Source organism: Sphingomonas sp. CD22 (assembly GCF_034556155.1).
In the GTDB taxonomy this organism is placed as follows: domain Bacteria; phylum Pseudomonadota; class Alphaproteobacteria; order Sphingomonadales; family Sphingomonadaceae; genus Sphingomonas.
In genome coordinates, this window is the sequence record NZ_JAYDYX010000001.1 from 246,544 (window position 1) to 271,833 (window position 25,290).

26 protein-coding genes are annotated in these 25,290 nt (G+C 67.2%); 10 read left to right on the forward strand and 16 right to left on the reverse strand.

Going from position 1 to position 25,290, the window contains the following annotated elements; all coding sequences use genetic code 11:
- Positions 1–19 precede the first annotated feature (19 nt).
- The 5 genes from tkt (at position 20) to SFC76_RS01155 (ending at position 6,040) form a co-directional block, all read left to right on the forward strand.
- Positions 20–2,095 (forward strand): transketolase, encoded by a 2,076-nt coding sequence (gene tkt, locus SFC76_RS01135; protein ID WP_322847657.1) that lies wholly within the window; start codon positions 20–22, stop codon positions 2,093–2,095.
- The gene (tal, locus tag SFC76_RS01140) at positions 2,088–3,212 is read left to right on the forward strand and encodes a transaldolase (protein ID WP_322847658.1); all 1,125 of its coding nucleotides are present in this window, start codon (positions 2,088–2,090) and stop codon (positions 3,210–3,212) included. The genes tkt and tal overlap by 8 nt, the downstream gene beginning before the upstream one ends.
- Before the next feature lie 286 nt (positions 3,213–3,498).
- Positions 3,499–4,482, forward strand: a complete 984-nt coding sequence (gene gnd, locus SFC76_RS01145; protein ID WP_322847659.1) for a phosphogluconate dehydrogenase (NAD(+)-dependent, decarboxylating) — start codon at positions 3,499–3,501, stop codon at positions 4,480–4,482.
- Positions 4,479–5,297: a Cof-type HAD-IIB family hydrolase gene (locus tag SFC76_RS01150; RefSeq protein WP_322847660.1), complete on the forward strand. Its 819-nt coding sequence runs from the start codon at positions 4,479–4,481 to the stop codon at positions 5,295–5,297. Before gnd ends, SFC76_RS01150 begins: the two co-directional genes overlap by 4 nt.
- Entirely contained in the window at positions 5,294–6,040 is a 747-nt protein-coding gene (locus tag SFC76_RS01155) for an HAD-IIB family hydrolase (RefSeq protein WP_322847661.1), read from the forward strand. Before SFC76_RS01150 ends, SFC76_RS01155 begins: the two co-directional genes overlap by 4 nt.
- A gap of 4 nt (positions 6,041–6,044) precedes the next feature.
- On the opposite strand, the gene SFC76_RS01160 is transcribed toward SFC76_RS01155, so the two are convergent.
- The 7 genes from SFC76_RS01160 to aroQ all read right to left on the reverse strand — a co-directional run bounded on the left by SFC76_RS01160 (position 6,045) and on the right by aroQ (position 12,320).
- A complete protein-coding gene (locus SFC76_RS01160; RefSeq protein ID WP_416222366.1) occupies positions 6,045–7,391 on the reverse strand; it encodes a glycoside hydrolase family 27 protein in 1,347 nt (448 codons plus the stop codon).
- Between the two features lie 149 nt (positions 7,392–7,540).
- Entirely contained in the window at positions 7,541–8,953 is a 1,413-nt protein-coding gene (gene glnA, locus SFC76_RS01165) for a type I glutamate--ammonia ligase (RefSeq protein ID WP_322847662.1), read from the reverse strand.
- 37 nt (positions 8,954–8,990) lie between these two features.
- On the reverse strand, positions 8,991–9,329 hold the full coding sequence (locus SFC76_RS01170) for a P-II family nitrogen regulator (RefSeq protein ID WP_038660652.1): 339 nt from the start codon (positions 9,327–9,329) through the stop codon (positions 8,991–8,993).
- Between the two features lie 194 nt (positions 9,330–9,523).
- A complete protein-coding gene (locus SFC76_RS01175; protein WP_322847663.1) occupies positions 9,524–9,865 on the reverse strand; it encodes an arsenate reductase family protein in 342 nt (113 codons plus the stop codon).
- Positions 9,866–10,013: 148 nt separating this feature from the next.
- A complete protein-coding gene (accC, locus tag SFC76_RS01180) occupies positions 10,014–11,366 on the reverse strand; it encodes an acetyl-CoA carboxylase biotin carboxylase subunit (protein WP_322847664.1) in 1,353 nt (450 codons plus the stop codon).
- A gap of 4 nt (positions 11,367–11,370) precedes the next feature.
- Entirely contained in the window at positions 11,371–11,871 is a 501-nt protein-coding gene (gene accB / locus SFC76_RS01185) for an acetyl-CoA carboxylase biotin carboxyl carrier protein (protein WP_322847665.1), read from the reverse strand.
- Between the two features lie 14 nt (positions 11,872–11,885).
- A complete protein-coding gene (gene aroQ / locus SFC76_RS01190; protein WP_322847666.1) occupies positions 11,886–12,320 on the reverse strand; it encodes a type II 3-dehydroquinate dehydratase in 435 nt (144 codons plus the stop codon).
- Positions 12,321–12,661: 341 nt separating this feature from the next.
- Here aroQ and thiS point away from each other — a divergent pair, with 341 nt between their 5' ends.
- The 5 genes from thiS to SFC76_RS01215 all read left to right on the forward strand — a co-directional run bounded on the left by thiS (position 12,662) and on the right by SFC76_RS01215 (position 15,453).
- Positions 12,662–13,669, forward strand: coding sequence for a sulfur carrier protein ThiS (gene thiS / locus SFC76_RS01195; RefSeq protein ID WP_322847667.1), 1,008 nt, complete (start codon positions 12,662–12,664; stop codon positions 13,667–13,669).
- Positions 13,670–13,774: 105 nt separating this feature from the next.
- Positions 13,775–13,957, forward strand: coding sequence for a CsbD family protein (locus SFC76_RS01200; RefSeq protein WP_322847668.1), 183 nt, complete (start codon positions 13,775–13,777; stop codon positions 13,955–13,957).
- 80 nt (positions 13,958–14,037) lie between these two features.
- Entirely contained in the window at positions 14,038–14,322 is a 285-nt protein-coding gene (locus SFC76_RS01205; RefSeq protein ID WP_322847669.1) for a hypothetical protein, read from the forward strand.
- 70 nt (positions 14,323–14,392) lie between these two features.
- Positions 14,393–14,590: a hypothetical protein gene (locus SFC76_RS01210; protein WP_322847670.1), complete on the forward strand. Its 198-nt coding sequence runs from the start codon at positions 14,393–14,395 to the stop codon at positions 14,588–14,590.
- Entirely contained in the window at positions 14,587–15,453 is an 867-nt protein-coding gene (locus SFC76_RS01215; RefSeq protein WP_322847671.1) for a glutamine amidotransferase-related protein, read from the forward strand. The genes SFC76_RS01210 and SFC76_RS01215 overlap by 4 nt, the downstream gene beginning before the upstream one ends.
- On the opposite strand, the gene SFC76_RS01220 is transcribed toward SFC76_RS01215, so the two are convergent.
- The 9 genes from SFC76_RS01220 to SFC76_RS01260 all read right to left on the reverse strand — a co-directional run bounded on the left by SFC76_RS01220 (position 15,450) and on the right by SFC76_RS01260 (position 25,244).
- On the reverse strand, positions 15,450–17,096 hold the full coding sequence (locus SFC76_RS01220) for a thiamine pyrophosphate-binding protein (protein ID WP_322847672.1): 1,647 nt from the start codon (positions 17,094–17,096) through the stop codon (positions 15,450–15,452). The genes SFC76_RS01215 and SFC76_RS01220 overlap by 4 nt on opposite strands.
- A 64-nt stretch (positions 17,097–17,160) precedes the next feature.
- Positions 17,161–17,559: a hypothetical protein gene (locus SFC76_RS01225; protein WP_322847673.1), complete on the reverse strand. Its 399-nt coding sequence runs from the start codon at positions 17,557–17,559 to the stop codon at positions 17,161–17,163.
- A 585-nt stretch (positions 17,560–18,144) separates the two neighbouring features.
- The gene (locus SFC76_RS01230; RefSeq protein ID WP_322847674.1) at positions 18,145–19,128 is read right to left on the reverse strand and encodes a type II secretion system F family protein; all 984 of its coding nucleotides are present in this window, start codon (positions 19,126–19,128) and stop codon (positions 18,145–18,147) included.
- 19 nt (positions 19,129–19,147) lie between these two features.
- A complete protein-coding gene (locus tag SFC76_RS01235) occupies positions 19,148–20,119 on the reverse strand; it encodes a type II secretion system F family protein (RefSeq protein ID WP_322847675.1) in 972 nt (323 codons plus the stop codon).
- 11 nt (positions 20,120–20,130) lie between these two features.
- Positions 20,131–21,405 carry an AAA family ATPase gene (locus tag SFC76_RS01240; protein ID WP_322847676.1) on the reverse strand — a complete coding sequence of 425 codons (1,275 nt, stop codon included), beginning with the start codon at positions 21,403–21,405 and terminating at the stop codon, positions 20,131–20,133.
- On the reverse strand, positions 21,405–22,046 hold the full coding sequence (locus tag SFC76_RS01245) for a CpaD family pilus assembly protein (RefSeq protein ID WP_416222375.1): 642 nt from the start codon (positions 22,044–22,046) through the stop codon (positions 21,405–21,407). The genes SFC76_RS01240 and SFC76_RS01245 overlap by 1 nt, the downstream gene beginning before the upstream one ends.
- Before the next feature lie 38 nt (positions 22,047–22,084).
- Positions 22,085–23,662: a pilus assembly protein N-terminal domain-containing protein gene (locus SFC76_RS01250; RefSeq protein ID WP_416222367.1), complete on the reverse strand. Its 1,578-nt coding sequence runs from the start codon at positions 23,660–23,662 to the stop codon at positions 22,085–22,087.
- Position 23,663: 1 nt separating this feature from the next.
- Complete coding sequence (gene cpaB, locus SFC76_RS01255; RefSeq protein WP_322847678.1) at positions 23,664–24,698, reverse strand: Flp pilus assembly protein CpaB; 1,035 nt, start codon at positions 24,696–24,698, stop codon at positions 23,664–23,666.
- 78 nt (positions 24,699–24,776) lie between these two features.
- Complete coding sequence (locus SFC76_RS01260; RefSeq protein ID WP_322847679.1) at positions 24,777–25,244, reverse strand: A24 family peptidase; 468 nt, start codon at positions 25,242–25,244, stop codon at positions 24,777–24,779.
- Between the last annotated feature and the right edge of the window lie 46 nt (positions 25,245–25,290).

Below are 25,290 nucleotides of genomic sequence, written 5' to 3' on the forward strand. Positions count from 1 at the left end.
AGCGAGGGCCTTTAATCCCATGACCGATACCAACACCGCGATCCACGAAGACGGTTCGCTGGAACGCCTCACGATCGATACGATCCGCACCCTGTCGATGGACGCGGTGCAGAAGGCCAATTCCGGCCACCCCGGCACGCCGATGGCGCTCGCGCCGGTCGGCTATACCCTTTGGTCGCAGTTCCTGCGCTACGATCCCACCCAGCCAGACTGGCCCAATCGCGACCGCTTCGTGCTGTCGGTCGGCCATGCCTCGATGCTGCTCTATTCGCTGATCCACCTCGCCGGCATCGAAGAAATCGATGCGGAGGGCAACAAGACCGGCCGTCAGGCGCTGACGCTGGACGACCTCAAGGGCTTCCGCCAGCTCGCGTCGCGTACGCCGGGCCATCCCGAATATCGCCACACCACCGGTGTCGAGACGACGACGGGTCCGCTCGGCGCCGGCTGTTCGAATTCGGTCGGCATGGCGATCGCCGAGCGCTGGCTCGCCGCGCGCTACAATCGCCCCGATTTCACGCTGTTCGACCATGACGTCTATTCGCTGTGCGGCGACGGCGACATGATGGAGGGCGTCGCCGCGGAGGCCGCCAGCCTTGCGGGCCATCTCAAGCTGTCCAACCTCTGCTGGATCTACGACAGCAACCACATTTCGATCGAGGGCGGCACCGAGCTGGCTTTCGATGAGGATGTCGGCCTACGTTTCCAGGCCTATGGCTGGAACGTCATCCACCTCGACGACGCCAACGACACCAAGGCGTTCGCCAAGGCGATCGAGACGTTCAAGGCGACCAGCGACCGCCCGACCTTCATCGTCGTCCATTCGGTGATCGGCTGGGGCAGCCCCAAGGCGGGCAGCGAAAAGGCGCACGGCGAGCCGCTCGGCGAGGACAATGTCCGCGCCACCAAGAAGGCGTATGGCTGGCCCGAGGACAAGGATTTCTACGTCCCCGAAGGCGTCGCCGAACATTTCAAGGGCGCACTCACCGACCGCAGCAGCAAGTTGCGCGAAGATTGGGAGGCGAATTTCGCAAAATACGGCGAGGCTTATCCGGAACTCGCCGGCGAGCTGAAGCTGATGCTCCGGGACAAGCTGCCCGAGGGCTGGGACGCCGACATTCCGGAATTCCCCGCGGACGAAAAGGGTCTCGCCAGCCGTGACTCGGGTGGCAAGGTGCTCAACGCGCTCGCCAAGCGCGTGCCGTGGCTGATCGGCGGCTCCGCCGATCTGTCGCCGTCGACCAAAACCGACATCAAGGGCGCGGCGTCGTTCGAGCCCGGCAATTACGGCGGCCAGAACTTCCACTTCGGCGTCCGCGAACATGGCATGGGCGGTGTGGTCAACGGCATGACGCTGTCGCACCTGCGCAGCTATGGTTCGACCTTCCTGGTCTTCGCCGATTACATGCGCGCCCCGATCCGCCTGTCGGCGATCATGGAGCTGGCCAGTATCTGGGTGTTCACGCATGATTCGATCGGCGTGGGCGAGGATGGCCCGACCCACCAGCCGATCGAGCATCTCGCGACGCTGCGGGCGATCCCGGGGCTCGACACGATCCGTCCGGGCGACGCCAACGAGGTCGCTTACGCATGGCGCGCGGCGCTGGAGGATGCGAGCCGTCCGACCGCGCTGATCTTCTCGCGCCAGGCGCTGCCGACGCTCGACCGCAGCAAATATGCGCCGGCCGAGGGAACGCTGAAGGGCGGCTATGTCCTCGCCGATTGCGACGGCACGCCCGACGTGATCCTGATCGCCACCGGCAGCGAACTGGCGTTGGTCGTCAACGCGCACGAGAAGCTGCTCGCCGACGGGGTGAAGAGCCGCGTCGTGTCGATGCCCAGCTGGTATCGCTACGAACTGCAATCGGAAGAGTATAAGGAAAGCGTGCTGCCCTCGTCGGTGGCATCGCGGCTCGCGGTCGAGCAGGCGGGTGAGATGGGCTGGCATCGCTATGTCGGGTTGAAGGGTCGCACGATCACCATGTCGACGTTCGGTGCCTCCGCCCCCATATCGAAGCTGCAGGACAAATACGGCTTCACCCTCGACAATGTCGTCAAGGTGGCGCGCGAGATGTTGGAGACCAACAATGGGTAAGCTCAACGACCTGAGCGCCGCGGGCACCGCGGTCTGGCTCGATTTCGTCGATCGCAAGTTCCTCGAGGCCGGCGGCCTCGACAAGCTGGTCACGGAGGACAGTCTGACCGGCGTCACCTCCAACCCGTCGATCTTCGAAAAGGCGATGGGGCACGGCGACGCCTATGACGCGACGCTCGCCGCCTTCGACAAGGAGAATCCCGGCGCGGCGACGATCGACCGCTACGAGCATCTCGCGATCCAGGACATCAAGGCCGCGGCCGAAACGTTGAAGCCCGTCTACGACCGGCTCGACGCCAAGGACGGTTACGTCAGCCTCGAAGTGTCGCCCTATATCGCGGACGACACCGATGCGACGATCGCCGAGGCCGAGAAGCTGTGGCATGCGGTCGACCGCGCCAATCTGATGATCAAGATCCCCGGCACGCTCGCCGGCGGACCGGCGATCAGCGCGACGATCGCCAAGGGCATCAACGTCAACGTGACGCTGCTGTTCGCGCTCGACGCCTATATCCGCGTCGCCGAGGCCTATGCCGCCGGTCTCGAGGAGCGGGTGCGGCGGGGGCAGCCGATCGACAAGATCGCCAGCGTCGCCAGCTTCTTCGTCAGCCGCATCGATGCGGTGATCGACAAGGAGATCGACCGCCGCGTCGCCGAGAACGACCCCGAGGCTGAGACGCTGAAGGGTCTGCGCGGCAAGGTCGCGATCGCCAATGCCAAGATGGCCTATCAATGGTTCCTCGACTTTGAGAAGTCGGACCGCTGGCAGGCGCTTGCCGCCAAGGGTGCGCAGCCGCAGCGGCTGCTGTGGGCGTCGACCGGGGTGAAGGACAAGGCGTATCGCGACACGCTTTACGTCGACACGCTGATCGGCCGAGACACGGTCAACACGATGCCGCCGGCGACGATGGACGCCTTCCGCGAGCGCGGCACCGTTGGTGCGACGCTGACCGAGGATGTCGAGGATGCGCGTCGCGTCCTCGCCGAGGCGGAACGGCTGGGGCTCGACCTGGCCGGCGTGACCGACACGCTGGTCGAACAGGGCGTCGCATCGTTCGCTAAGGCGTTCGACGACCTTCTGGGTTCGATCGCCGCCAAGCAGCCGGCAACGGCATGACGCGCCGCCCCGTCCTGATCCAGGGCGGGGCGACCGCCGCGATCGTCCGTCACCCCGGCCTTGCGCCGGGGCGCTGCTGTTGCCGCTCACCGCGGCGCCGGGCAGAAGCGGGATGCCGGAACAGGTCCGGCATGACGGCAGGGCATGGAGCCAGAAACGGCGCCCGCCGCGGTATACCTGTGACGTTCAATGACCTTCGGCGAAACGCAGCGTCTTGCGACCTATCGCAACCCCAGCGCCGCCGCCCCGTTTAACGCTCATCATCACAATCGGCAGGACAGCAAGCATGAAGATCGGACTGATCGGCCTCGGCCGCATGGGTGGCAATATCGCGCGCCGGCTGATGCAGGCGGGGCATGAGGTCGTCGCCTACGACCGTAGCACCGAGGCGGTGCAGGCCCTCGCCAAGGACGGCGCCGAGGCGGCCAATTCGCTCGACGACGTACGCGCGAAGCTCGGCAGCCCGGCGATCTGGTGGGTGATGCTTCCCGCCGGCAGCCCGACCGAGGATACGATTGCGGCGATCGGCGAGAGCGCGCAAAATGGCGACATCGTCATCGATGGCGGCAACACCTTCTACAAGGACGATATCCGCCGCGCCAAGGCGCTCGCCGAAAAGGGCGTCCATTATGTCGACGTCGGCACCTCGGGCGGGGTCTGGGGTCTGGAGCGCGGCTATTGCATGATGATCGGCGGCGACACCGAAACGGTGAACCTGCTGGATCCGATCTTCGACGCGCTGGCGCCGGGGCTCGGCACCATCCCGCGCACCCCTGGCCGCGTCGCCGAAGTGGTCGACCAGCGCGCCGAAAAGGGCTATATCCACGCCGGTCCCGCCGGCGCCGGCCATTTTGTCAAGATGATCCACAACGGCATCGAATATGGCCTGATGCAGGCCTATGCCGAGGGCTTCGACATCCTGAAGTCGAAGAACAGCGACAAATTGCCCGAGGACGAGCGCTTCGACCTCAACATGACCGATATCGCCGAGGTCTGGCGGCGCGGCAGCGTGATCTCGTCTTGGCTGCTCGATCTCACCGCGATCGCACTCGCCAAGGACGAGAAACTGGAAAGCTTTTCGGGCAGCGTCGCCGATTCGGGCGAGGGCCAGTGGACGATCGACGCGGCGATGGAGGCGAAGGTGCCGGCCAATGTGCTCACTGCCTCGCTGTTCGCGCGCTACCGTAGTCGCGTCGAGCATACCTATGGCGACAAGGTGCTGTCCGCGATGCGCTTCGGCTTTGGTGGCCACGTCGAGATGCCGCAGTGAGCGCCATCCGTCTGGTCGTTTCCGACATCGACGGTACGCTGGTCGACAAGCAGAAGCAGCTCACCCCCGCCACGACCGACGCGGTGCGTCGGCTCGAGGCGGCGGGGATCGGCTTTACCGTGATCAGCGCGCGGCCGATGTCGGGCATCATGCCGATCGCCGAGACGCTGGCGATCGACGCGCCGATGGCGGCGTTCAACGGCGGCATCATCTTCCGCCGCGACGGCAGCATCGCCGAACATCATATCGTCCACGAAGCGGTGACCCGCGGCGTGATGGACATCGCCACCGACAGTTCGGTCGACGTCTGGGTCTTCGCCGACGACCGCTGGTATGCCTCGACCGATGTCGGCGCGCATGTCGACAGCGAACGGCGCGCCTCCAACCAGGACCCGATCGTCACGAGCGACTTCGCCGATCTGCTCGACCATGCCGACAAGATCACCTTCGTCAGCGACGATCATGCGATGCTCGCGACCCTCGCCGAGCGCTGCAGGGCGGCGCACGGCGCGGATGCGACGATCGTGCAGAGCCAGGTCTATTATCTCGACGTCACCGCGCTGGCGGCGAACAAGGGTGACGGGCTGATCGCGCTTGCCAAGACCTTCGACCAGCCGCTCGACGCGGTCGCGGTGCTGGGCGATCAATATAATGATGTCCCGATGTTGGAACGCGCCGGCCTCGCAATTGCGATGGGCAATGCGCCCGATCCGGTTAAGTCTATTGCCCATGAGGTCACGAGCGGCAATGACGCGGACGGCGTCGCGCACGCGATCGATACGATTATCTTTCCCCGCATTGGAGTTGCTGCATGAAACAACTGGTTGCCTTCGACCTCGACGGAACGCTGGCCGAGAGCAAGCAGCCCCTGCAGGAACCGATGGGCGAAGCGCTCGCCGATCTGCTCGGCGTGGCGCACGTCGCGGTGATCTCGGGCGGCGACTGGCCGCAGTTCCAGAAGCAGGTGGCAAGCCGCCTGCCGGCGCGCGCCGATCTGTCGAAGCTGTGGCTGATGCCGACTACCGGTACCAAGCTCTACACCTATCGCGACGGTTCGTGGAATTCGGTCTATGCCGAATTGTTCGACGACGAGACCAAGGCCAAGATCCTCAAGGCGTTCGATGAATCGCTCGAAGCGACCGGCTTCACGCCCGAGCAGACCTGGGGCGAGCGGATCGAGGATCGCGGCAGCCAGATCACCTTCTCCGCGCTCGGCCAGGAAGCGCCGATCAAGGAGAAGGAGCATTGGGACCCCAAGTTCGAGAAGCGCAAGGTCATCCAGGCCGATCTCAAGCAGCGCCTGCCGGGCCTGTCGATCAACATGGGCGGCGCGACCTCGATCGACATCACGCGTGAGGGCGTCGACAAGGCCTATGGCCTCAAGAAGCTGCGTGACGAGAGCGGTATCCCCTTGGACAGCATGATGTTCATCGGCGACGCGATCTTCCCGGGCGGCAACGATTATCCCGCCAAGGAACTCGGCCTCGACACCGTGCGCGTGCGCGACCCGGAAGAGACGATCTCGGTCGTCACCGCGATCGTCGCCTGCCAGAAATAAGCCCTCAGGGCTGCAATCGATACAGCCCCGCGCCATGGGGCGGGAGCGGCCGGGTGAAGCGATGGCTTGCCCGGCCGATCGTCTGTCCGGCCCACAGGTCGGTCGCGGTCACCGTCGCCGGCAGTCCCAGCATCGCGAGTGGCAGGCCGACGTCCATCGGCTTGGCAGTCGTATTGAACAGCGCGACATAGACACCGGCGCCGTCGGTCGGGCGGGCCGACCAGATGCGCGTGCCGTCGGCGACGAAGTGCGGGCGGTTGTCGCGGCTTGCCTGATTCACCGCGAGCACCGCACGATTGGTGAGCAGCGCCAGCGTCGGTGCGTCCAGATGGCGCAGGTCGCCACCCATGATCAGCGGCGAGCGGGCGATCGCCCACAGGGTCATCAGCGTGCGCTGTTCGTCGGGGGTAAATTTGGTCGCGCGCGCGCCGAGCGCCAGCCGACCGAGCGGTAGCATGTCGGCGTCGGGCCAACCGCCGCTGGTGTCGACCGCATGCCAATTCTCCAGCCGTGTGAACTGCGCCTCCAGCATCGGCCATTCGTCCCAGAAATCGTCGCTGATCCGCCACATCTGCGCGTGCCGGCGAACGTGGTCGGCGCGTGCCACCGGCGTCTCGCCGGGGGACAGGCTGAGCACGATCGACCGGCCGCTATGCTGGATCGCGGCATGCGCGGCCTCGATCTCGGGAGCGTGGGCGTCATAGGGGCGGCTCATGTCGTCCATCTTGACGAAGTCGACGCCCCAGCCCGCGTAGAGTGCGAAGACGCTGTCGTAATAGGCCTGCGCGCCCGGGCGGGTCATGTCGACGCCGTACATGTCGGGGTTCCACGGGCAGATGCTCGCGGTGTCGGCGATGTCCTTTGCCCGATACCGGGTGCCGAAGACGGGCAGGTTGCGCTCGACGGCGAGGCGGGGGATGCCGCGCATCAGGTGGATGCCGAATTTCAGGCCCATCGCGTGGACGTCGGCGGCGAGCGGCGCGAAGCCCTTGCCGGCAGCGCTCGACGGAAAGCGGTTGGGGGCGGGAAGCAGGCGGCCGTAACCGTCGAGCGTCGGTTGCGGCTTGTCGCTATAGGTATAGCTCGAGGCGCCGGGTTCGTACCATTGGATGTCGACGGTGAAGACGTCGTAGCCGAAGGGCAGAAGCTTGGCCTGCATGATCGCCGCGGTCTCGCGCGCCTGCGCCTCGTTGATCGTCGTCGCGAAGCTATTCCAGCTGTTCCAGCCCATCGGCGGGCGCGGGGCGAGGGGGGCGGTTGCCGCCGATGCCGTACCGGCGGTGGTCGCGGCGAATGCGGCGGCGGTGCCGGCACCCAGCAGGGTGCGGCGGTCGAGAAGCGGCTGGGTCATGATCCTCTCCCAAGGAAAAAGGGCGCCCGGTCGTTGCGGGCGCCCTCCAGTTCACGACCCGGCGAAGCCGGGCCGTTAGTCCTCATTGCATGGGGCTGGCCGATAGCGCCCCGTGCGCCTGCGCGCACCGGTCCGGTCGTCACCGCACCTCAGGCGCTGTAGTACATGTCGTATTCGACCGGCGACGGGGTCATTTCCCAACGGGCGACCTCGCCGCGCTTGATCTCGACATAGGCCTCGATCTGGTCCTTCGAGAAGACGTCGCCCTTGAGCAGGAAGTCGTGATCGGCTTCCAGGCTGTCGAGCGCCTCGCGCAGCGAACCGCAGACGGTCGGCACCTGGGCGAGTTCTGCCGGCGGCAGGTCGTACAGGTTCTTGTCCATCGCCTCGCCCGGATGGATCTTGTTCTGGATGCCGTCCATGCCCGCCATCATCAGCGCCGCATAAGCGAGATAGGGGTTGGCCATCGCGTCGGGGAAGCGGATCTCGACGCGCTTCGCCTTGGGGCCGGTGCCGTAGGGGATGCGGCACGAAGCCGAACGGTTGCGCGCCGAATAGGCGAGCAGCACGGGCGCTTCGTAACCCGGCACAAGCCGCTTGTAGCTGTTGGTGGTCGGGTTGGTGAAGGCGTTGACCGCCTTGGCGTGACGGATGATGCCGCCGATGAAATACAGGCACATCTCCGACAGGCCGGCATAACCCTCGCCCGCGAACAGCGGCGTCTTGCCGTTCCAGATCGAGAAGTGGGTGTGCATGCCCGAACCGTTATCTTCCTTGATCGGCTTCGGCATGAAGGTCGCCGACTTGCCGTAGGCGTGCGCGACCTGATGGACGACGTATTTGTAGATCTGCATGCGGTCGGCGGTGGTGGTCAGCGTGCCGAAGGTCATGCCGAGCTCGTGCTGCGCGGCGGCGACCTCGTGGTGGTGCTTGTCGCAGGGCAGGCCCATCTCGATCATCGTCGAGACCATCTCGCCGCGGATGTCGACGGCGCTGTCGACCGGCGCGACCGGGAAATAGCCGCCCTTGGCGCGCGGACGGTGGCCGAGGTTGCCGCCCTCATATTCGCGCCCCGTATTGGTCGGCAGCTCGATATCGTCGATCTTGAAATAGGACGCGGCATAGTTCGTGTCGAACTGCACATTGTCGAACATGAAGAATTCGGCTTCCGGGCCGACGTACACGGTATCGCCGATGCCGGTGGTCTTGAGGTAGGCCTCGGCGCGCTTCGCGGTCGAGCGCGGGTCGCGGGCATAGAGCTCGCCGGTCGACGGCTCGACGACGTCGCAGAACACGATCAGCATCGGCGTTGCCGAGAACGGATCGGTGTAGACCGCGTCGAGATCGGGCTTGAGCACCATGTCGGACTCGTTGATCGCCTTCCAGCCCTCGATCGAGCTGCCGTCGAACATGAGGCCGTCGGTCAGCTCGTCCTCACCGATCAGGCCAGCGACCATGGTGAGATGCTGCCATTTGCCCTTGGGGTCGGTGAAGCGCAGATCGACCCACTCGATCTCCTCTTCCTTGATCTTGTTCAGGATGTCGTTGGCGGTGGCAGCCATGTGCTCTTCTCTTTCGTTTTGACGATAAGACGGGAAATTAGATCGCGGCCTCGTCGCGTTCGCCGGTGCGGATGCGGAGTGCGGCCTCGACGGGGATGACGAAGATCTTGCCGTCGCCGATGCGGCCGGTCTGTGCGGCATTGGCGATCGCCTCCACTACGCGATCGGCGAGCGCGTCGTCGACGACGACCTCGAGCTTCACCTTGGGCAGGAAGTCGACGACATATTCGGCGCCGCGATAGAGTTCGGTATGGCCCTTCTGGCGGCCGAAGCCCTTCGCCTCGGTCACGGTGATGCCGCTGACGCCGATCTCGTGCAGCGCTTCCTTCACCTCATCCAGCTTGAACGGCTTGATGATGGCTTCGACCTTCTTCACCGCAATATGCCCCTTACCGGACCCCGCGCCCCTAGCGCGGATGTTGCACCAAACGTGCCAGCCGCGGCGCGCCGGGGCAATGCGGATTCTGCGTTATTTGCTGCTTGTAAAACGGGCAGATGGAGCGGGTTTGCCCGTTGCGCGGGCATCGCTCCCGGAACGTGGTTCGACATGGCGCGAGAGACGGAATTGGATCAGAGGATCGTTCGGACCGTTTCGGGTGGCCGGGCGAGGACGACACCTTTGTCGGTCTCGACCAGCGGGCGCTGGATGATGATCGGGTTGATCGTCATGGTTTCGAGGATCGTCGAATCGTCCGCGTCGCTCTCGGCAAGCGCCTTGGCGTCGGGTTCGGTGAGGCGCAGGCCGTCGCGCGGGCTGATGCCGGCGCGGGCGTAGAGGCGCGAGAGGTCGCCGACGGTAGGAGGGTGCTTGAGATATTCGATGACGGTGACGTCTACGCCGGCCTCGGTGAGCAGCGCCAGCGTATTGCGCGAGGTGCCGCAGCGCGGGTTGTGGTAGATGGTTGCGTTCATCGTTCGCTCCTCGTTCCTCCCCGGCACGGGGAGGGGGACCGCCGGCCGCAGGCCGGTGGTGGAGGGGGGATCGCCGCCGACGCAGCGTCCGTGGAAGCCCCCCTCCGTCAGCGCTTGCGCGCTGCCACCTCCCCGTGCCGGGGAGGATCTAGTCGGGCTGTTTCGCCAGCCATTCTTCCAGCCATTTGATCGTATATTGGCCATCCTGGAATTCGGGATCGTCGAGCAGCGCCTGATGGAGCGGGATCGTCGTCGTCGGGCCTTCGATCACGAATTCCTCAAGCGCCCGGCGCAGGCGGCGGAGCGCGCCAGCCCGCGTGGTGCCGTAGACGATCAGCTTGGCGATCATCGAGTCGTAGTACGGCGGAACGCGATAGCCGGCGTAGAGGCCGCTATCGACGCGGACGTGCATGCCGCCCGGCGCGTGATATTGCTTCACCAGCCCGGGCGAGGGGGCGAAGGTGCGCGGGTCCTCGGCGTTGATGCGGCATTCGATCGCGTGGCCGCGGAACTGGACGTCCTCCTGACGCAGCGTCAGCGAATGGCCCTCGGCGATGCGGATCTGTTCGCGGACGAGGTCGAGGCCGGTGATCATCTCGGTCACCGGATGCTCGACCTGCAGCCGGGTGTTCATCTCGATGAAGTAGAAGTCGCCGTCTTCCCACAGGAATTCGATCGTGCCGGCACCGCGATAGCCCATGTCGGCCATTGCTTTCGCGACTATGCCGCCCATCCGCTCGCGTTCTTCCGCGGTGATGACCGGGGAGGGGGCCTCTTCGAGCACCTTCTGATGGCGGCGCTGGAGCGAGCAGTCGCGTTCGCCCAGATGGATGGCGTTGCCCTCGCCGTCGCCGAACACCTGGAACTCGATATGCCGCGGGTTGCCGAGGTATTTTTCCATGTAGACGGTGGCGTCGCCGAATGCCGCCTTCGCCTCGGTACCGGCCTGCTGCATCAGCGTTTCGAGATGCTCGGGGCCGGTGCACACCTTCATGCCGCGACCGCCGCCACCGCTCGCCGCCTTGATGATGACGGGATAGCCGATCTCCGCCGCCAACGCCTTCGCCTCGGCGACGTCGTTGATCGCCCCGTCCGAGCCGGGGACGAGCGGCAGGCCGAGCGCGCCCGCCGTGCGCTTCGCCTCGACCTTGTCGCCCATCGTGCGGATATGTTCGGGCTTGGGACCGACGAACAGCAGGTCGTGCATCTCGACGATCTCGGCGAACCGCGCGTTCTCGCTGAGGAAGCCGTAGCCGGGGTGGATCGCGTCGGCGCCGCTGATCTCGGCGGCCGAGATGATGTTGGGGATGTTGAGATAGCTGTCGGTCGCCGCCGGCGGCCCGATGCAGATCGCCTCGTCGGCGAGGCGCACGTGCATCGCATCGGCGTCGGCGGTGGAATGGACCGCGACCGTCTTGATGCCCATTTCGTGGCACGCACGATGGATACGCAGCGCGATCTCGCCGCGGTTGGCGATCAGCAGCTTCTTGATCGGGCGCATGCCGTTACTCGACCACCACGAGCGGCTGGTCGAATTCGACCGGCTGGCCGTTCTCGATCAGGATCTGGCGGACGGTGCCGGCGGTCGGTGCGGTGATAGGGTTCATCACCTTCATCGCCTCGACGATCAGCAGCGTGTCGCCGGCGGCGACCGCGGTGCCGACGGTGATGAACGGCTTGGCGCCGGGTTCGGCCGACAGATAGGCGGTGCCCACCATCGGCGACTTGACCGCATTGGCGGCGCTGACCGTCGGGGCCATTGCACCCGCCTCGGCAGCAAGGGGCGCGGCGGGCGCGATCGGCGCGCTCGCCATCGGCTGCGGCGCATATTGGACGGGGGCGGCGACCGCGGCGGCCTTGCGCGCGACGCGGATCTTGCGGTCGCCTTCCTCCACCTCGATCTCGGTGAGATGGGTGGCATCGAGCAATTCGGCGAGCTGGCGCACGAGGTTCACGTCAACCTGCATCGATTGGGTCTGGGTCCCGGAGTTGGTCTGGTCGGTCATGGGGGAGCCTCCTGTCAGAAGCGCGCCGCGGCTTCAAGCGCAAGGGTGTAGGAGAGCGCACCGAAACCGGCGATCGTTCCCTTCGCGGCGCGTCCGACGAAGCTGACGTGGCGGAAGTCTTCGCGGGTGTGCGGGTTGGAAAGGTGGACTTCGATGACGGGGGTTTTGATCCCCTTGATCGCGTCGTGGACGGCGATCGATGTGTGGGTGAAGGCGCCGGCGTTGAGGATCACCGCCTTGGCGCCGCGTGCCTGCGCCTCGTGCAGCCAGTCGACCAGATGCCCTTCGTGATTCGACTGGCGCATGTCGATCTCCAGCCCCAGTTCGCGGCCGCGATCCTCGAGCTGGCCGGCGATGTCGTCGAGCGTGTCGGCGCCGTAGATTTCGGGCTCGCGGGTGCCGAGCAGGTTGAGATTGGGGCCGTTGAGGACGAAGATGGTGTCGGTCATGGTGCGGGCTTATCGCCGTTCGGCGGACGGTGCAAAGAAGGCATGTTTTCACGCGAAGGCGCGAAGGCGCGAAGATGGAAAAGGGTTGGTTCGCGCAGAGGCGCGGAGGCGCAGAGAGGGGATGCACGGGGGCGATCCCACCCCTTCCCGCGCAGCGGCTGATCCACGGTCGCTCGGAAGAGGGAAGGCCCGCTGCCGCGGGCAAGCCATCTCTGCGCCGCTGCACCGCTGCGCGAACAAAGCTACTTCCTTCGCGCCTTCGCGCCTTCGCGTGAATCAACCCTGCGAAGGTGGACACCGACGATCACGCGCCTAGATGGGGCGCCAAGGAGTTAAGCCTGATGCCCCATAGCGACGGAACGGTTTCGATCACGGTCAACGGCGCGCACAAGCGCGTCAACGCGGGGCTGAGCCTCGCCGAGCTCGCCACGGAATTGGGGCTGGTGCCGGAGAAGGTGGCGGTCGAACGCAATCTCGAGGTCGTGCCGCGCTCGACGTTGAAGGATGTCGAGGTCGAGGACGGCGACGATATCGAGATCGTCCATTTCGTCGGCGGCGGCGATCACCAGAAGCCGATCGCCGACGATAGCTGGACGGTGGCGGGGCGGACGTTCCGATCGCGGCTGATCGTCGGAACCGGCAAGTACAAGGATTTCGCGCAGAACGCCGCCGCGCTCGAAGCCTCGGGCGCGGAGATCGTCACCGTTGCGGTGCGGCGGGTCAACGTCAGCGATCGCAACGCGCCGATGCTGACTGATTTTATCGACCCCAAAAAGGTCACCTATCTGCCCAATACCGCGGGCTGTTTCGACGCGGAGAGCGCAATCCGCACGCTGCGGCTGGCGCGCGAGGCGGGCGGCTGGGATCTCGTCAAGCTCGAGGTGCTGGGCGAGGCGAAGACGCTGTATCCCGACATGCACGAGACGCTGCGCGCGACCGAGATCCTCGCCAACGAGGGGTTCAAGCCGATGGTCTATTGCGTCGACGATCCAATCGCGGCGAAGCGGCTGGAGAACGCCGGCGCGGTGGCGATCATGCCGCTGGGCGCGCCGATCGGGTCGGGGCTGGGCATCCAGAACCGGATCACGATCCGGCTGATCGTCGAGGGTGCGGGCGTGCCGGTGCTGGTCGACGCCGGGGTCGGCACCGCATCCGATGCGGCGGTGGCGATGGAATTGGGCTGCGACGGGGTGCTGATGAACACCGCGATCGCCGAGGCGAAGGACCCGGTGATGATGGCGGCGGCGATGCGTGCGGCGGTGGAAGCGGGACGGCTGGCCTATCGCGCCGGGCGGATGGGGCAGCGGCGCTATGCCGACCCGTCGAGCCCGCTCGCCGGGCTGATATAAACACGGTGACGCATTTGTCACGGAACCGGTCCGGTCCGAACCCGTTGTTCTTGCTGTAGATCAAGCGGCCCGGCTGGCGGGACGCGGTCAAAGCAGGAGGTCCTCATGGGCGAGCTCACCGACAAGATCAAAGGCACCGTCAACGAAGCCATCGGCAACGCCAAGGAAGCCATCGGCAAGCACAACGACGACGCCAGCCTGACCGCAGAGGGGAAGGCCCAGCAGGCCGAAGGCAAGGGCGAGAAGTTCAAGGGCAGCGTCAAGGGCGCGCTCGGCGACAATATCTGACCTGACGGTCCGATGACCGGCGAAAGGCCGTCCCGGGGAAGCGGGGCGGCCTTTTCCTTATGCGAACGAAAGACATGCAGATGAAGAAGATGATGATCGCGCTGACCGCCGGCGCCATGGCCCTGTCGCTCGCCGCCTGCGGCGGCAAGGGCGACGACAAGCTGGGCAGCGACGTCAAGGCCGCCGCCGACAATCGCGCCGATGCGTTGGAGAGCGCCGCCGACAACCTCGAGGATCAGGCCAAGGCCGAGCGCAAGAGCGCGAGCCAGCAGGCGGATGCGATCGACGACGCCGACGTCAATGCCGCCGCGATGTCGAACGGCGAGAAGGCCGCGTTGATCAACGGCAGCGACAAGCTGCGCTAACGGCACGTGGCACGACCGGGGACTAATTCATTAACCGATGGAAACATCGGTTAATATGGCTTGTTGAGGTATGATGACCACGCCTTACAACACGCCGTCCTCGGTCAGCCATGAAAATGGCGAGATCATCGTCGATGGCCCCGATGGGGTCGCCGTCTCGCTGACGCCGGAGGCCGCGCTGATCACCGCGGGGCGGCTGGAAACCGAGGCGATCGATGCGCTGATCGAGCGCGGCAAAACCGTGACGACCAAACCGGCCGAAGCATGAGCGCACCGTTGCGGCTGCTGGTGGCCGAGAGCGAGCCGCCGGCGGCACGCGAAACGCGGCGCGAGAGCGTCGGGCGCAGCTCGGGCGAGACGTTCCTCAAGCGGCTCGGCGAACTGGTGCCCGACGCGATCTGCGAGCGCGTAAAGCCCGCGGATCACGATGCGGCGTCGCCCGCGGCCGGGATCGACGGCTATGACGGGGTGATCCTGACCGGGTCGCCGCTCCATTTATATGAAGATACGCCCGAGGCGCGGCGCGAGATCGACTTCATGCGTGCGGTCTATCGGTCGGGAACGCCGGCGTTCGGGTCCTGCGCGGGGTTGCAGGTCGCGGTCGTCGCGGCGGGCGGCGCAGTGCGGGCGATGGGCGAGCGGCGCGAGGCAGGGTTCGCACGGCGGATCGTGCGGCAGCCGGCGGGGCAGGATCATCCGCTGCTCGCCGGGCGGCCGCCCGCCTATGACGTGCCGGCGGTGCATAGCGACGAGGTGGCGAGCTTGCCCGCGGGCGGGACGCTGCTCGCCTCCAACGGCGTCACCGAGGTGCAGGCTGCCGAGATCCGCCACGACGGCGGCATCTTCTGGGGCGTGCAATACCATCCCGAGATTTCGCTGCGCGAGGTCGCGGCGGCGTTGCGGCGGCAGGCGGACGATCTGGTCGAGCTGGGACTGGCGCGCGATCCGCTCGACGTGGCGACGCAGGCGGCGCTGGTCGAGGCGTTGCACGAGGCGCCCGAGCGGCGCGATCTGGCGTGGCGGCTCGGCCTCGACGAACAGGTTACCGAGCCGCTCAAGCGGATGACCGAGTTGCGCAACTTCCTCGACCGGCTGGTGCTGCCGACCCGCGCGGCGCGCGGGCGGGGCTAGGCCGGTCGCGCGCCGAGCGTGGCGGCGGGGGTGATCACGTCGACATCGGTGCGCAGGTGGAGCAGGCGGACGCCGCGCTGCGCGACCGCGCGGGCAAGGGCTGCGGCGAAATCCTCGGTACGCTCGACGCTCTCGGCCCAGCAGCCGTAAGCGCGGGCGAGCGCGGCGAAATCGGGGTTGGCGAGCGTGGTGGCGGCGACGCGGCCGGGATAATCGCGCTCCTGGTGCATGCGGATCGTGCCATAGGCCTGGTTGTCGACGACCAGCACCAGCAGCTGCGCATCGTGCTGGACGGCGGTGGCGAGTTCCTGGCCGTTCATCAGGAAGCAGCCGTCGCCGGCGAGCGCAACCACCTGCCGATCGGGATAGCGCAGCGCGGCGGCGACCGCGGCGGGCAGGCCGTAGCCCATCGCCCCGGCGGTCGGCGCGAGCTGCGTGCCCGGGGCGGGATAATGCCAATAGCGATGCCACCAGCCGCTGTAATTGCCGGCGCCGTTGCAGATGATCGTGTCGGCGGGCAGTTGCTCGCGCATCGCGGCGACGCAGGGGCCGAGGTCCATCGTGACGCCGTCGCGCGGGGCGGGGGTGGACCATTGCAGCCATTCCGCATGCGCCTCGGCACCGCCGGGATGGGGCGGGCCGTCGAGGGCGACCAGCGCCTCGGCGAATTCGGCCATCCCCGCGCAGATCGCCAGATCGGCACGATAGGTCATGCCGAGTTCGTTCGCATCGGGGTGGACGTGGACGAGGCGCTGGCCGGGATGATCGGGGGTGATCAGCGTATAGCCGTCGGTCGTCGCCTCGCCGAGCCGCGCGCCCGCGACGATCAGCAGGTCGGCGTCCTTCACGCGCGCGACGAGCGCCGGATTGGGGCCATAGCCGAGGTTGCCGGCGTAGCTGGGGCAGGCGTTGGGGATCGCATCCTGCCGGCGGAAGGCGGTGGCGACGGGGACGCCGGTGCGATCGGCCCAGGCGGCGAAATCCTGCGCGGCGACGCCGTCCCAGCCGGCGCCGCCGACGATGGCGAGCGGCCGTTCGGCGGTGGCGAGCAGATCGGTGAGCTGTTCGAGCGGCGCCTCGTCGCAACCCTGCGGCAGGCGTTCGACGCGGGGCCGGTCGACGACCGCGGCGGTGTCGCGCAGCATGTCTTCGGGCAGTGCCAGCACCACCGGGCCGGGGCGGCCGTTCATCGCCACCGCATAGGCGCGGGCGACATATTCGGGGATGCGCGCCGCATCGTCGATCCGCGCCGCCCATTTGGCGAGCGGGGCGAACATCGCGGGGAAGTCGATCTCCTGAAACGCCTCGCGGTCGCGGGTGGTGCGGTCGACGTCGCCGACGAAGAGGATCATCGGCTGCGAATCCTGCCGTGCGACATGGACGCCGATCGCTGCGTTGGTCGCGCCCGGTCCGCGCGTCACGAAGGCGATGCCGGGGCGGTGGGTGAGCGTGCCGTCGGCGCAGGCCATATAGGCCGCGCCGCCTTCCTGCCGGCAGACCACGGTCGCAATGTCGGGCGCGTCGTAGAGCGCATCGAGCACGGCGAGGAAGCTTTCCCCCGGCACCGTGAAAATCCGCTCGCAACCCTGTGCAAGCAACTGATCGACCAGAATTTGGCCGCCGGTGCGTGAGATCGTCTCCATGGCCTGATCTTGCCCGGTCACGCCGCGGAAGTCGAGCGGCGGCGCGCCGGGCCCAAGGTTCGCGTCAGACGCGCGAACGGTCGCCGAAGTCGAACCAGCCGGGGCGGCTGCCGGCGGGGTAGGCGGGGCGGACGGTGCGCACCGGACGGGCACGGCCGGTGAGGCGCTCGCCGATCGTCGGCGCGGGGGCCACGGATGTCGCGGCGACGGGCGTCGTGGTGACGGGAACGGTCTCCGCTGCGCGAGCGAGACGGTCGTTTTCACGCTCCAGCTCGGCGATCCGGCGGTTGGCGTCGGCGAGCGCGGTGTCGCCCTGCTTGCGATAGCCCGCATGCGCCTCGCGCTCGTCGGCGTAGCGCGTCTTCCACTTGCGGCCGCCGCCGTGGCTCGCGAGCCCGAAGAACCAGCCGGCGACGAGGCACAATGCCAATGCGACGAACTGCGTGGTGGTGGTGAACAGCATCCGAGCCTCCCTGTTACGGGTGCATAACGAGCGCGACGGGGGTTGGTTCATCGGGGCTTGGCAGCGTCGCGCTGCGTGGAAGCGGTGTCGTTGCGGTGGAACGGGTTAGGCGCCGAACGTGGACAAGATGGACACCTGAATGGAAACGATCCGGGTTTATCGTTTCGGAAAACGTGCTGATCGATGGCGATGAGAAAGAGCGTGTGGGGGAGTGCTCTTTAGCATTTGGGGCGGGTGTAGGACAGCCGGGCGTTGGTGTTTGTCCGTCGCTTTCCAGATCCATCCGCAAGGGAATAGCGTAACTCCGGAGCGGATCGACTCTCCGTCGAATTCCCCCCCCTGGCGGGCAGGGCTATCGCATATGGCCCTCACGGTAAGTCGTACGCCCTCCAAATCCACTTCGTCACCCCGGCCTTGCGCCGGGGTCTCGCTTCTTTGGACGGCGCGAAGAAGCGGGATGCCGGATCAAGTCCGGCATGACGGGGATGGGAAAGCCGTTGCAACTCCCCAACGGTCATATGCGATCGCCCTGCCCTGGCGGGGGAGGAATTGTCATCGTCCACGAATTTTAATTTCGACAGGCCGCTAGAAGGCGTCGCTGATCGAGCAGGCGGCGGGGCCGAGGATGACGATGAACAGCGTCGGGAGGATGAAGAGGATCAGCGGGATGGTCATGATCGCGGGAAGGCGTGCGGCCTTTTCCTCGGCGCGCATCATGCGTTCGTTGCGGAATTCGGCGGACAGCACGCGCAGCGCCGAGGCGAGCGGGGTGCCGTATTTCTCGGTCTGCACCATCGTGGTGACGACCCCGCGGATCGCGTCGAGGTCGACGCGGGTGGCAAGGTTCTCGAACGCCTGGCGCCGTTCGGTGAGGAAGCCCAGTTCGATCGCGGTCAGCGTGAATTCGTCGCCAAGCTCGGGATAGGCGCGGCCGAGTTCCTTGGCGACGCGGTGGAAGGCGGCGTCGACGGTCAAGCCCGCCTCGGCGCAGATCACCAGCAGGTCGAGCGCGTCGGGCAGGCCCTTGCGGATCGCATCGCTGCGCTTGGTGATCCGGTTCTTGAGATAGATGTCGGGCGCCTTGTAGGCGAGGATGAAGGTCACCGCGACGAGCGCGTAGCGTTTGAACGCCGACCAATCGGGGAAATAGTCGAGCCCGTAGACGATGACGACCATCAACCCGCCGAACACGATCGGCAGCGCGAGCCGGCCGAAGATGACACCGACCGCCCATTCCTTCGACCGGATGCCGGCGCGCATCAGCTTGAGCTGCGCGTCCTTGACCTGGCTGTCCTGCAGCACCTTGAGCGACGACAGCAGGCCGCGCATCCAGTCGGTGGTGTCGCTGCGCTGGACCAGCTTGGCGCGCCGCTTGGTCGAGGCGGTGATGCCGGCCTTGAGCTGTTCGCGGCGTTCGTTGAGCGCCTTGACGCGCTTGGTCATCGGATCGGTGACGGTGCGCATCACGGTATAGATGGCGAGCATCACCGCGAAGGCGGCGACCCCCGACAGGATGGTCGCGACCCAGAGCACGTCGATGCCCATCAGCGTCGGTCCGGAAGCCTGCATGTCTATTCGCCCCCGGCCATCAGATTTCGAAGCTGACCATCTTGGCCATGATGAACACGCCGATGCCCATCCACAGCAGGCCGCCGATGCCGGCGATGATGAGCCGCGGTTCGGAGAAGAAGCCCTGCATATAGCCGGCGTTGATCATCCAGATCATGCCGAAGACGATGAACGGCAGCGATCCGACGATATAGGCCGAAGCCTTGGACTCGGACGACATCGCCTTGATCTTCAACTTCATCTGGCCGCGCTGGCGCAGCACGGTGGCGAGGTTGGCGAGCGTTTCGGCGAGATTGCCGCCGGTTTCGCGCTGGATCGCGATGGTGATGACGAAGAACTGGAATTCGGGCGTGCCGAGTCGGTCGGCGGTGTCCTGCAACGCCGCGTCCATCGACATGCCGATCTTCATCTTGTCGGCGACCATGCGGAATTCCTCGCCGACCGGACCCTCCACCTCGTTGCCGACGACGCCGATCGTCTCGCTGACCGGTAGGCCCGAGCGCAGGCCGCGGACGAGCAATTCGATCGCATCGGGGAATTTGGCGGTGAAGCGGGTGACGCGGCGGCGGATGAAATAGCCGACCAGCCAGTGCGGCACGCCGGCGCCGACCGCGACGCCGAACAGCAGGGCGAACAGGAACGGCGCGCCCTTCAGGATCAGCAGCCCGGCGACGACGACGATCAGCCCGGCGCTGACCATGCCGTAGCGCCCGACGCTCCAGTCCTTGCCGGTCATCGCCAGCCGATGGGCGAGCTGTGCAGGATTGGGCAGCAGCCGGCCGACCGCGAGGTCGGTGCGGGTCTGGACGCGGCCCGCGGCGATGCGCCGCATCTGCGATTCGACCACCGCGGCATCGCCGTGGCGCATCCGCATCGCGGCGAGGCGGCGGGTCTGCGCACGCTGCGGCGACGGGCCGGCGAGCGCGAAGGCGACCAGCGCGATCGCCGATCCGCCGCCGAGCAGCACCATCACGAGAGGGAACAGGTCCATCGCCGCGACGCTTATTTCTTGGCGCGGCGCGGCAGCAGGGCGGAGAAGCCGCCGATCAGCGACTTGCCCTTCTTGCGCGTCTTGCCGTCGCCGCTGCTTGCGACGAGCTCCTCGCCGACGTTGAGGACGTGGCGGGTGAGGTCGATCAGCGGCGCGATCGTCTTGGTGTTCTTGCCCGCCTCGGCGAGCGGCTTGCCGAGCTTGGCCGATTGCGCCGCGAGCTTCTGGTCGAAGGGCACGAGGAAATCGATCTTGCGCTCGATCGAGCTTTCGAAATCCTTGCGGCTGATCTCGAGCTGCGCAGCGGGATGGACGCGGTTGGCGACGACGGTGAGGTGCGTCTGCGGCGCGTGCGTCTTGAGCCACGACAGGATGCGGATCGTGTCGCGCGCCGAGGCGAGGGTGAGTTCGGTGACGATCACCGCGGCCTGGATGTCGCTGATCAGTTGCGGATGCTGGACCAGCATCGCGCGCGGGAGGTCGACCACCGTCGCCTCGAAGGCGGCGCGCATCTCTTCCTGCAACTGATAGAAAGCGGCGCCGTCGGTGACCAAGGGCGCGTTGATCGGCGCCTCGGCGGAGAGGACGGCGAGCTTCTCGGTCGCCTTGACCATCGCGCGTTCGATGAACAGACCGTCGATGCGGCTGGGATTTTCGATCGCGTCGGTGAGGCCGCGGCCGGGTTCGAGGTCGAGCGTCAGCGCGCCGGTGCCGAAATGCACGTCGAGGTCGAGCAATGCGGTGGTGCGCTTCTCGCGTTCGGCGAGCAGCCAGGCGGTAGAGGTGGCGACGGTGGAGGCGCCGACGCCGCCGCGCGTGCCGATGACGGCGATCGCGCAATGCGGCCGGTCGATGCTGGCCTCGGCGAGTTTCGGAGCGTTGAGCATCGCCTGCGCGTGACCGAAGGCCTCGCGCATCGCGTCGGGATGGAGCGGTTTGAGCAGATAATCCTGGATGCCGCTGGCGATGAGGTCGCGGTACAGGCGCACGTCGTTGACCTGGCCGGCGGCGATCACCACCGTGCCGGGCTCGCACACCTCGGCGAGACCGTTGATGTCGCTGAGCGGATCGCCGGATTCGGCGAGATCGACGAGCAGGATCTGCGGGCTGGCGGCGACCGACAGCGACTGGACGGCGTTGCGCAGTCCGCCCTTGTAGACCTTGTCGACCGACCAGCCAAGTTCGGCGGCGATCGGACGCAATGTCTCGGCGGTGGTCTCGTCGCAGACATAGGCGGCGAAGGGTTCGCGCGTCGTCTGGCCGGCGGGCTTCCAGGGGGCGTTCATCAATTGGCTCCGCGCGAGCTGGCCGCCTGCAACGCGCCGGCGCCGGTCGGCGCCTTCTTGCGATAGGCGTCGATCGCCTTGGCGTTGACCGCGGTGTCGACGAGCGCCTGCGGGTCGGTGCCGTGGACGAGGTCGCTGGGTCGGGCGATCATCGCGGCGAGGTTGGCGTTGATCGCGCAGCCGTAGTTGGACGAGGTGTTGGCGTCGAATTCGTTGCTCGAATTGCGGCTCCAGTCGGGGCAGCCGGGGACGCTGGCGTGCATGCGGCTGACGACGACGCGCAGCGTGCCGGGGGTCACCGGCGCGGCGGTCACCGGGCGCTCGTCGGAAAGCAGCAGGCCGTAACTGGCGACGACGGCGGCGACCTCGTCGCGCGCGCGGCCGGCACCGTAAGCGGTCTCGTCGATCGCGACCTTGTCGCCGAAGCCCAGATGCATCGCGTCCATCCACCCGGCGAGCCGGCGGCCCTCGCCGGCGGCGAGACCGGCTCCGCCGGTGGCGAGATCGAGCGCGTAATCGTTGCGCGCGACGACCGGCTGGTGGACCGATTCGAGGCCGCGGTTGGTGGTGCCCATGCAGCCGCCGAGAAGCAGCGCGGGCAGGGTGGCGAGGAGCAGCTTATGCTTGGTCATCGAGGCCATGTCCTTGAACGGGTCCTTGATCGGGGCCGGCACGGGCATCAGTTGGAAAATCCGGGGGCGGGAACGGCGCCCTTCTTCTTCGACGTGGCGCGCGAATCGGCGGCGGCGGGTGCCGGCTGACGCTGCGGCACCGGCGGCACCGCGGCGGCGGCGCCGATCGTCGGCGCGGACGGCGGGTCGCCGGGGATCATCGTCGGCACCGGGCGGGGACCGTTGCCGCCGCTGCCGACCTCGCCGAGCAGGATGCGCGCGGCGTCGCTCGGCGCGCGATAGCCGTCGTGCGGCAGCGCGATCTGCGCCGGATTGCTCACCGGCTTCACCAGATAGGGGGTGATGATGATGACCAGCTCGGTCTCGTTGCGCTGGAAGTTGGTCGAGCGGAACAGCGAGCCGATGATCGGCAGGTCGCCGAGGAACGGCGTCTTGTCGATGTTGTTGCCGTGGCTGTTGGAGAGCAGGCCGCCGATCATCATGCTCTGGCCCGAGCCGAGCTCCAGCGTCGTCTCGGCGCGGCGGGTGGTGATGCCGGGCACGCGGGTGCCGCCGACGGTCACCGCATTGGCATTGTCGATCTGCGAAACCTCGGGACGGACGCGCAGCGAGATGCGGCCGTCGGACAGCACCGTCGGCGTGTAGGCGAGGCTGACGCCATATTGCTTGTATTCGACGGTGACGGTGCCGAGGCCCCCGGCGAGCGGGATCGGGATCTCGCCGCCGGCGAGGAAGGTCGCGGTCTCGCCCGACAAAGCGGTGAGATTGGGGTTGGCGAGCGTCGTCACCTGACCCAGCGTCTCGCCGAGATCGACGGCGGCGAGCAGGTCGAGGCCGAGCAGCTTGCCGGCGAGGCCGAGCGTCGATCCGGAGCTGCCGTTCGGGATAAGGGTGGTGTTGGTACCGGTATTGAAGCCGGTCGCCAGCGGGAAACCCGGTGTATATTGAGGGCTGACGGTGCCGCGACCGATGCCGAATTTGAACCCTCCGGTCGCGTCGAGCGAGCCGAGGTTGACGCCGACGTTCTTGATGAAGGTGCGGCTGACCTCGGCGATGCGGACCTGCAGATTGACCTGCAACGGGGTCGCGGTCTTGAGGCGCGAGAGCACCTTGGTGGCGTCGCCGACATAGGCCTGCACCAGCCGTTCCGCCTCGGCCGCGTCGCCGGGGCCGGCGACGGTGCCGGTGAGCAGCACGATGCCGTTCATCGGCGTCGCGACGAGCCGCGCGTCGGGCATCGCGAGCTGCAGCATCGCCGCGATCGAATCGAGGTTGTTGCCGACGCGGACGGTGGTCGCATAGACGACCGCGCCACCGCGGGTGGTGGCGGAGATCGTCGTCTCGCCGGTCTTCTTGCCGAAGATGTAGAGCTGCGTCGGCGAGCGGACCTGGACGTCGGCGATCGTCTCGTCGGCGACGAAGACGTCGCTCATCGGCCGCGACAGCGTCACCAGCCGGCCGCGGCCGGTGTTGACCTGGACGACCGAGGAGCTGCCGCCGGCGGTCGCGGCATCGGCGCCGCGCGCATCGGCGATGGCAAGCGGCATCGCGAGGGTGGTGGCGAGGGCCAGCGCGACGGCGGCGGTGCGACCGCGGCGGGCGCGGAGGGGGTGCACGAGAGGCATGTCAGTTTTTCCCTCCGACCGGAACGACGGTCACGCTGTTGCCGCGGGCGACCCGCACGGCCGGGCCCTGGATCGTCGCGCCGCCGGCGCCGACCGCGCCACCCGGTGCGGGGCCGTTGCCCACCGGGGCGCCGGCGGTCGGCGCACGCGCCGGCACGGTGCTGCGCTGGAAGCGCGATACGTCGGCGCCGGTGGCGAAGGTGGTGCCGCCGGTCTGCGGTTGGGTGGCAAGGCGCAGCATCATCGCCTTTTCGGCGCGCGGGTCGCCATCGGGCACCTTGACCGCGCCGCTGGCGATCGCCTCTTCGAGTTCGGACGAATTGTCGGCGAGCGCGCGCAGCGACAGCGACAATTCGCCGATCGTCCGCGCCACCGCGACCTGTTCGGCCATCTTCGGCGTCGCCTCCAGCGTCACGGTCGAATAACTGGTGACCTTCGACTTGCCGTCCTCGCCGACGACATTGTCGGTGCGCTGGTCGGTGGCGAGCACGCGGACGTTGCGCATGATCGTCTCGGACACCTTGAGCGGCTGGCCGTCGCCGCCGCCGTTGACGGTCTGCGTCAGGACGAGGTCGATGCGGTCGCCCGGGAAGACGAAGCCGGCGACCGCCGCCTGGCTCGACACGCTGACGGTGACCGCGCGCATCCCCGGTCCGAGCGCCGCGGCGAGGAAGCCGCGGTCGCCCGGCGAAACCAGGGCGCCGCGCGTGATCGGCTGGCCGGCGGTGATCGCGTTGCGCACCACCGTTCCGGTCAGCTTGGCGACGTCGGTGCCCGCCTTCAGGTAATAAGCGTTGTCGATCAGCTGCTGCGGCCAGGGCTGGAACTTCAGCGCGGTGGCATCGAGGATGGTGCCGACCGGCAGCGCGCGGGTCGCGACCAGCACGTCCGGGCCGGTGACGGCGACCGGGGCGGGGGCGCCCATCGCCACCGCCTGCGGCGCGGAGGCGCCGGCGATCAGCGAGCGGGCGAAAAATGCCGTGATGCCGGCGACGAGCAACGCGCCCACCAGCAAAACGATCTTGCGACTATCCATGGTCTCAACGGGCCTTTCAGCGCACCGGTGGTTGATTGGGCCATCTTGGCCGCGGACTGGTTAAAATCCGGTTCGTCTTCAAAGGGCTGGCAGAATGGCGGGGAGCGCGAGCAGCGCCGCCGCGGCGATCGCGACGCCATAGGGCACCTCGACCGCGCCGATCCGGCGCTGCCAGCGCCGCTCGATCATCATCGCGACGGTGATCGCGCCGCCCAGCACCGACATCACCATCAGCATCTGCAACAGGCTGCCGAGCGGCAGCCACAAGGCGAGCGCGGCGATCATCTTGACGTCGCCGCCGCCCATCCAGCCGCAGGCGAAGGCGCCGACGAACACCGCGAAGACGATCGCCGCGACGAGCAATTGCACCGCGACGTCGCCCCAGCCGAGCCCCATCGCCCACCACCACACAGGCGCGAGCAGCGCGATCGCCGCATTCTTGCCGTTGGCGATCTCGCGCGTGCGGGCATCCTCGATCCCCGCGGCGACGAGCAGCGCGCCGAGCATGACGGCAAGCGCCGCGACCAATAGACTGTCCGTCCCCATGGCACGCAGAGGTAGACGGCATGGCTTGCGAAAACGTAACCAAAGC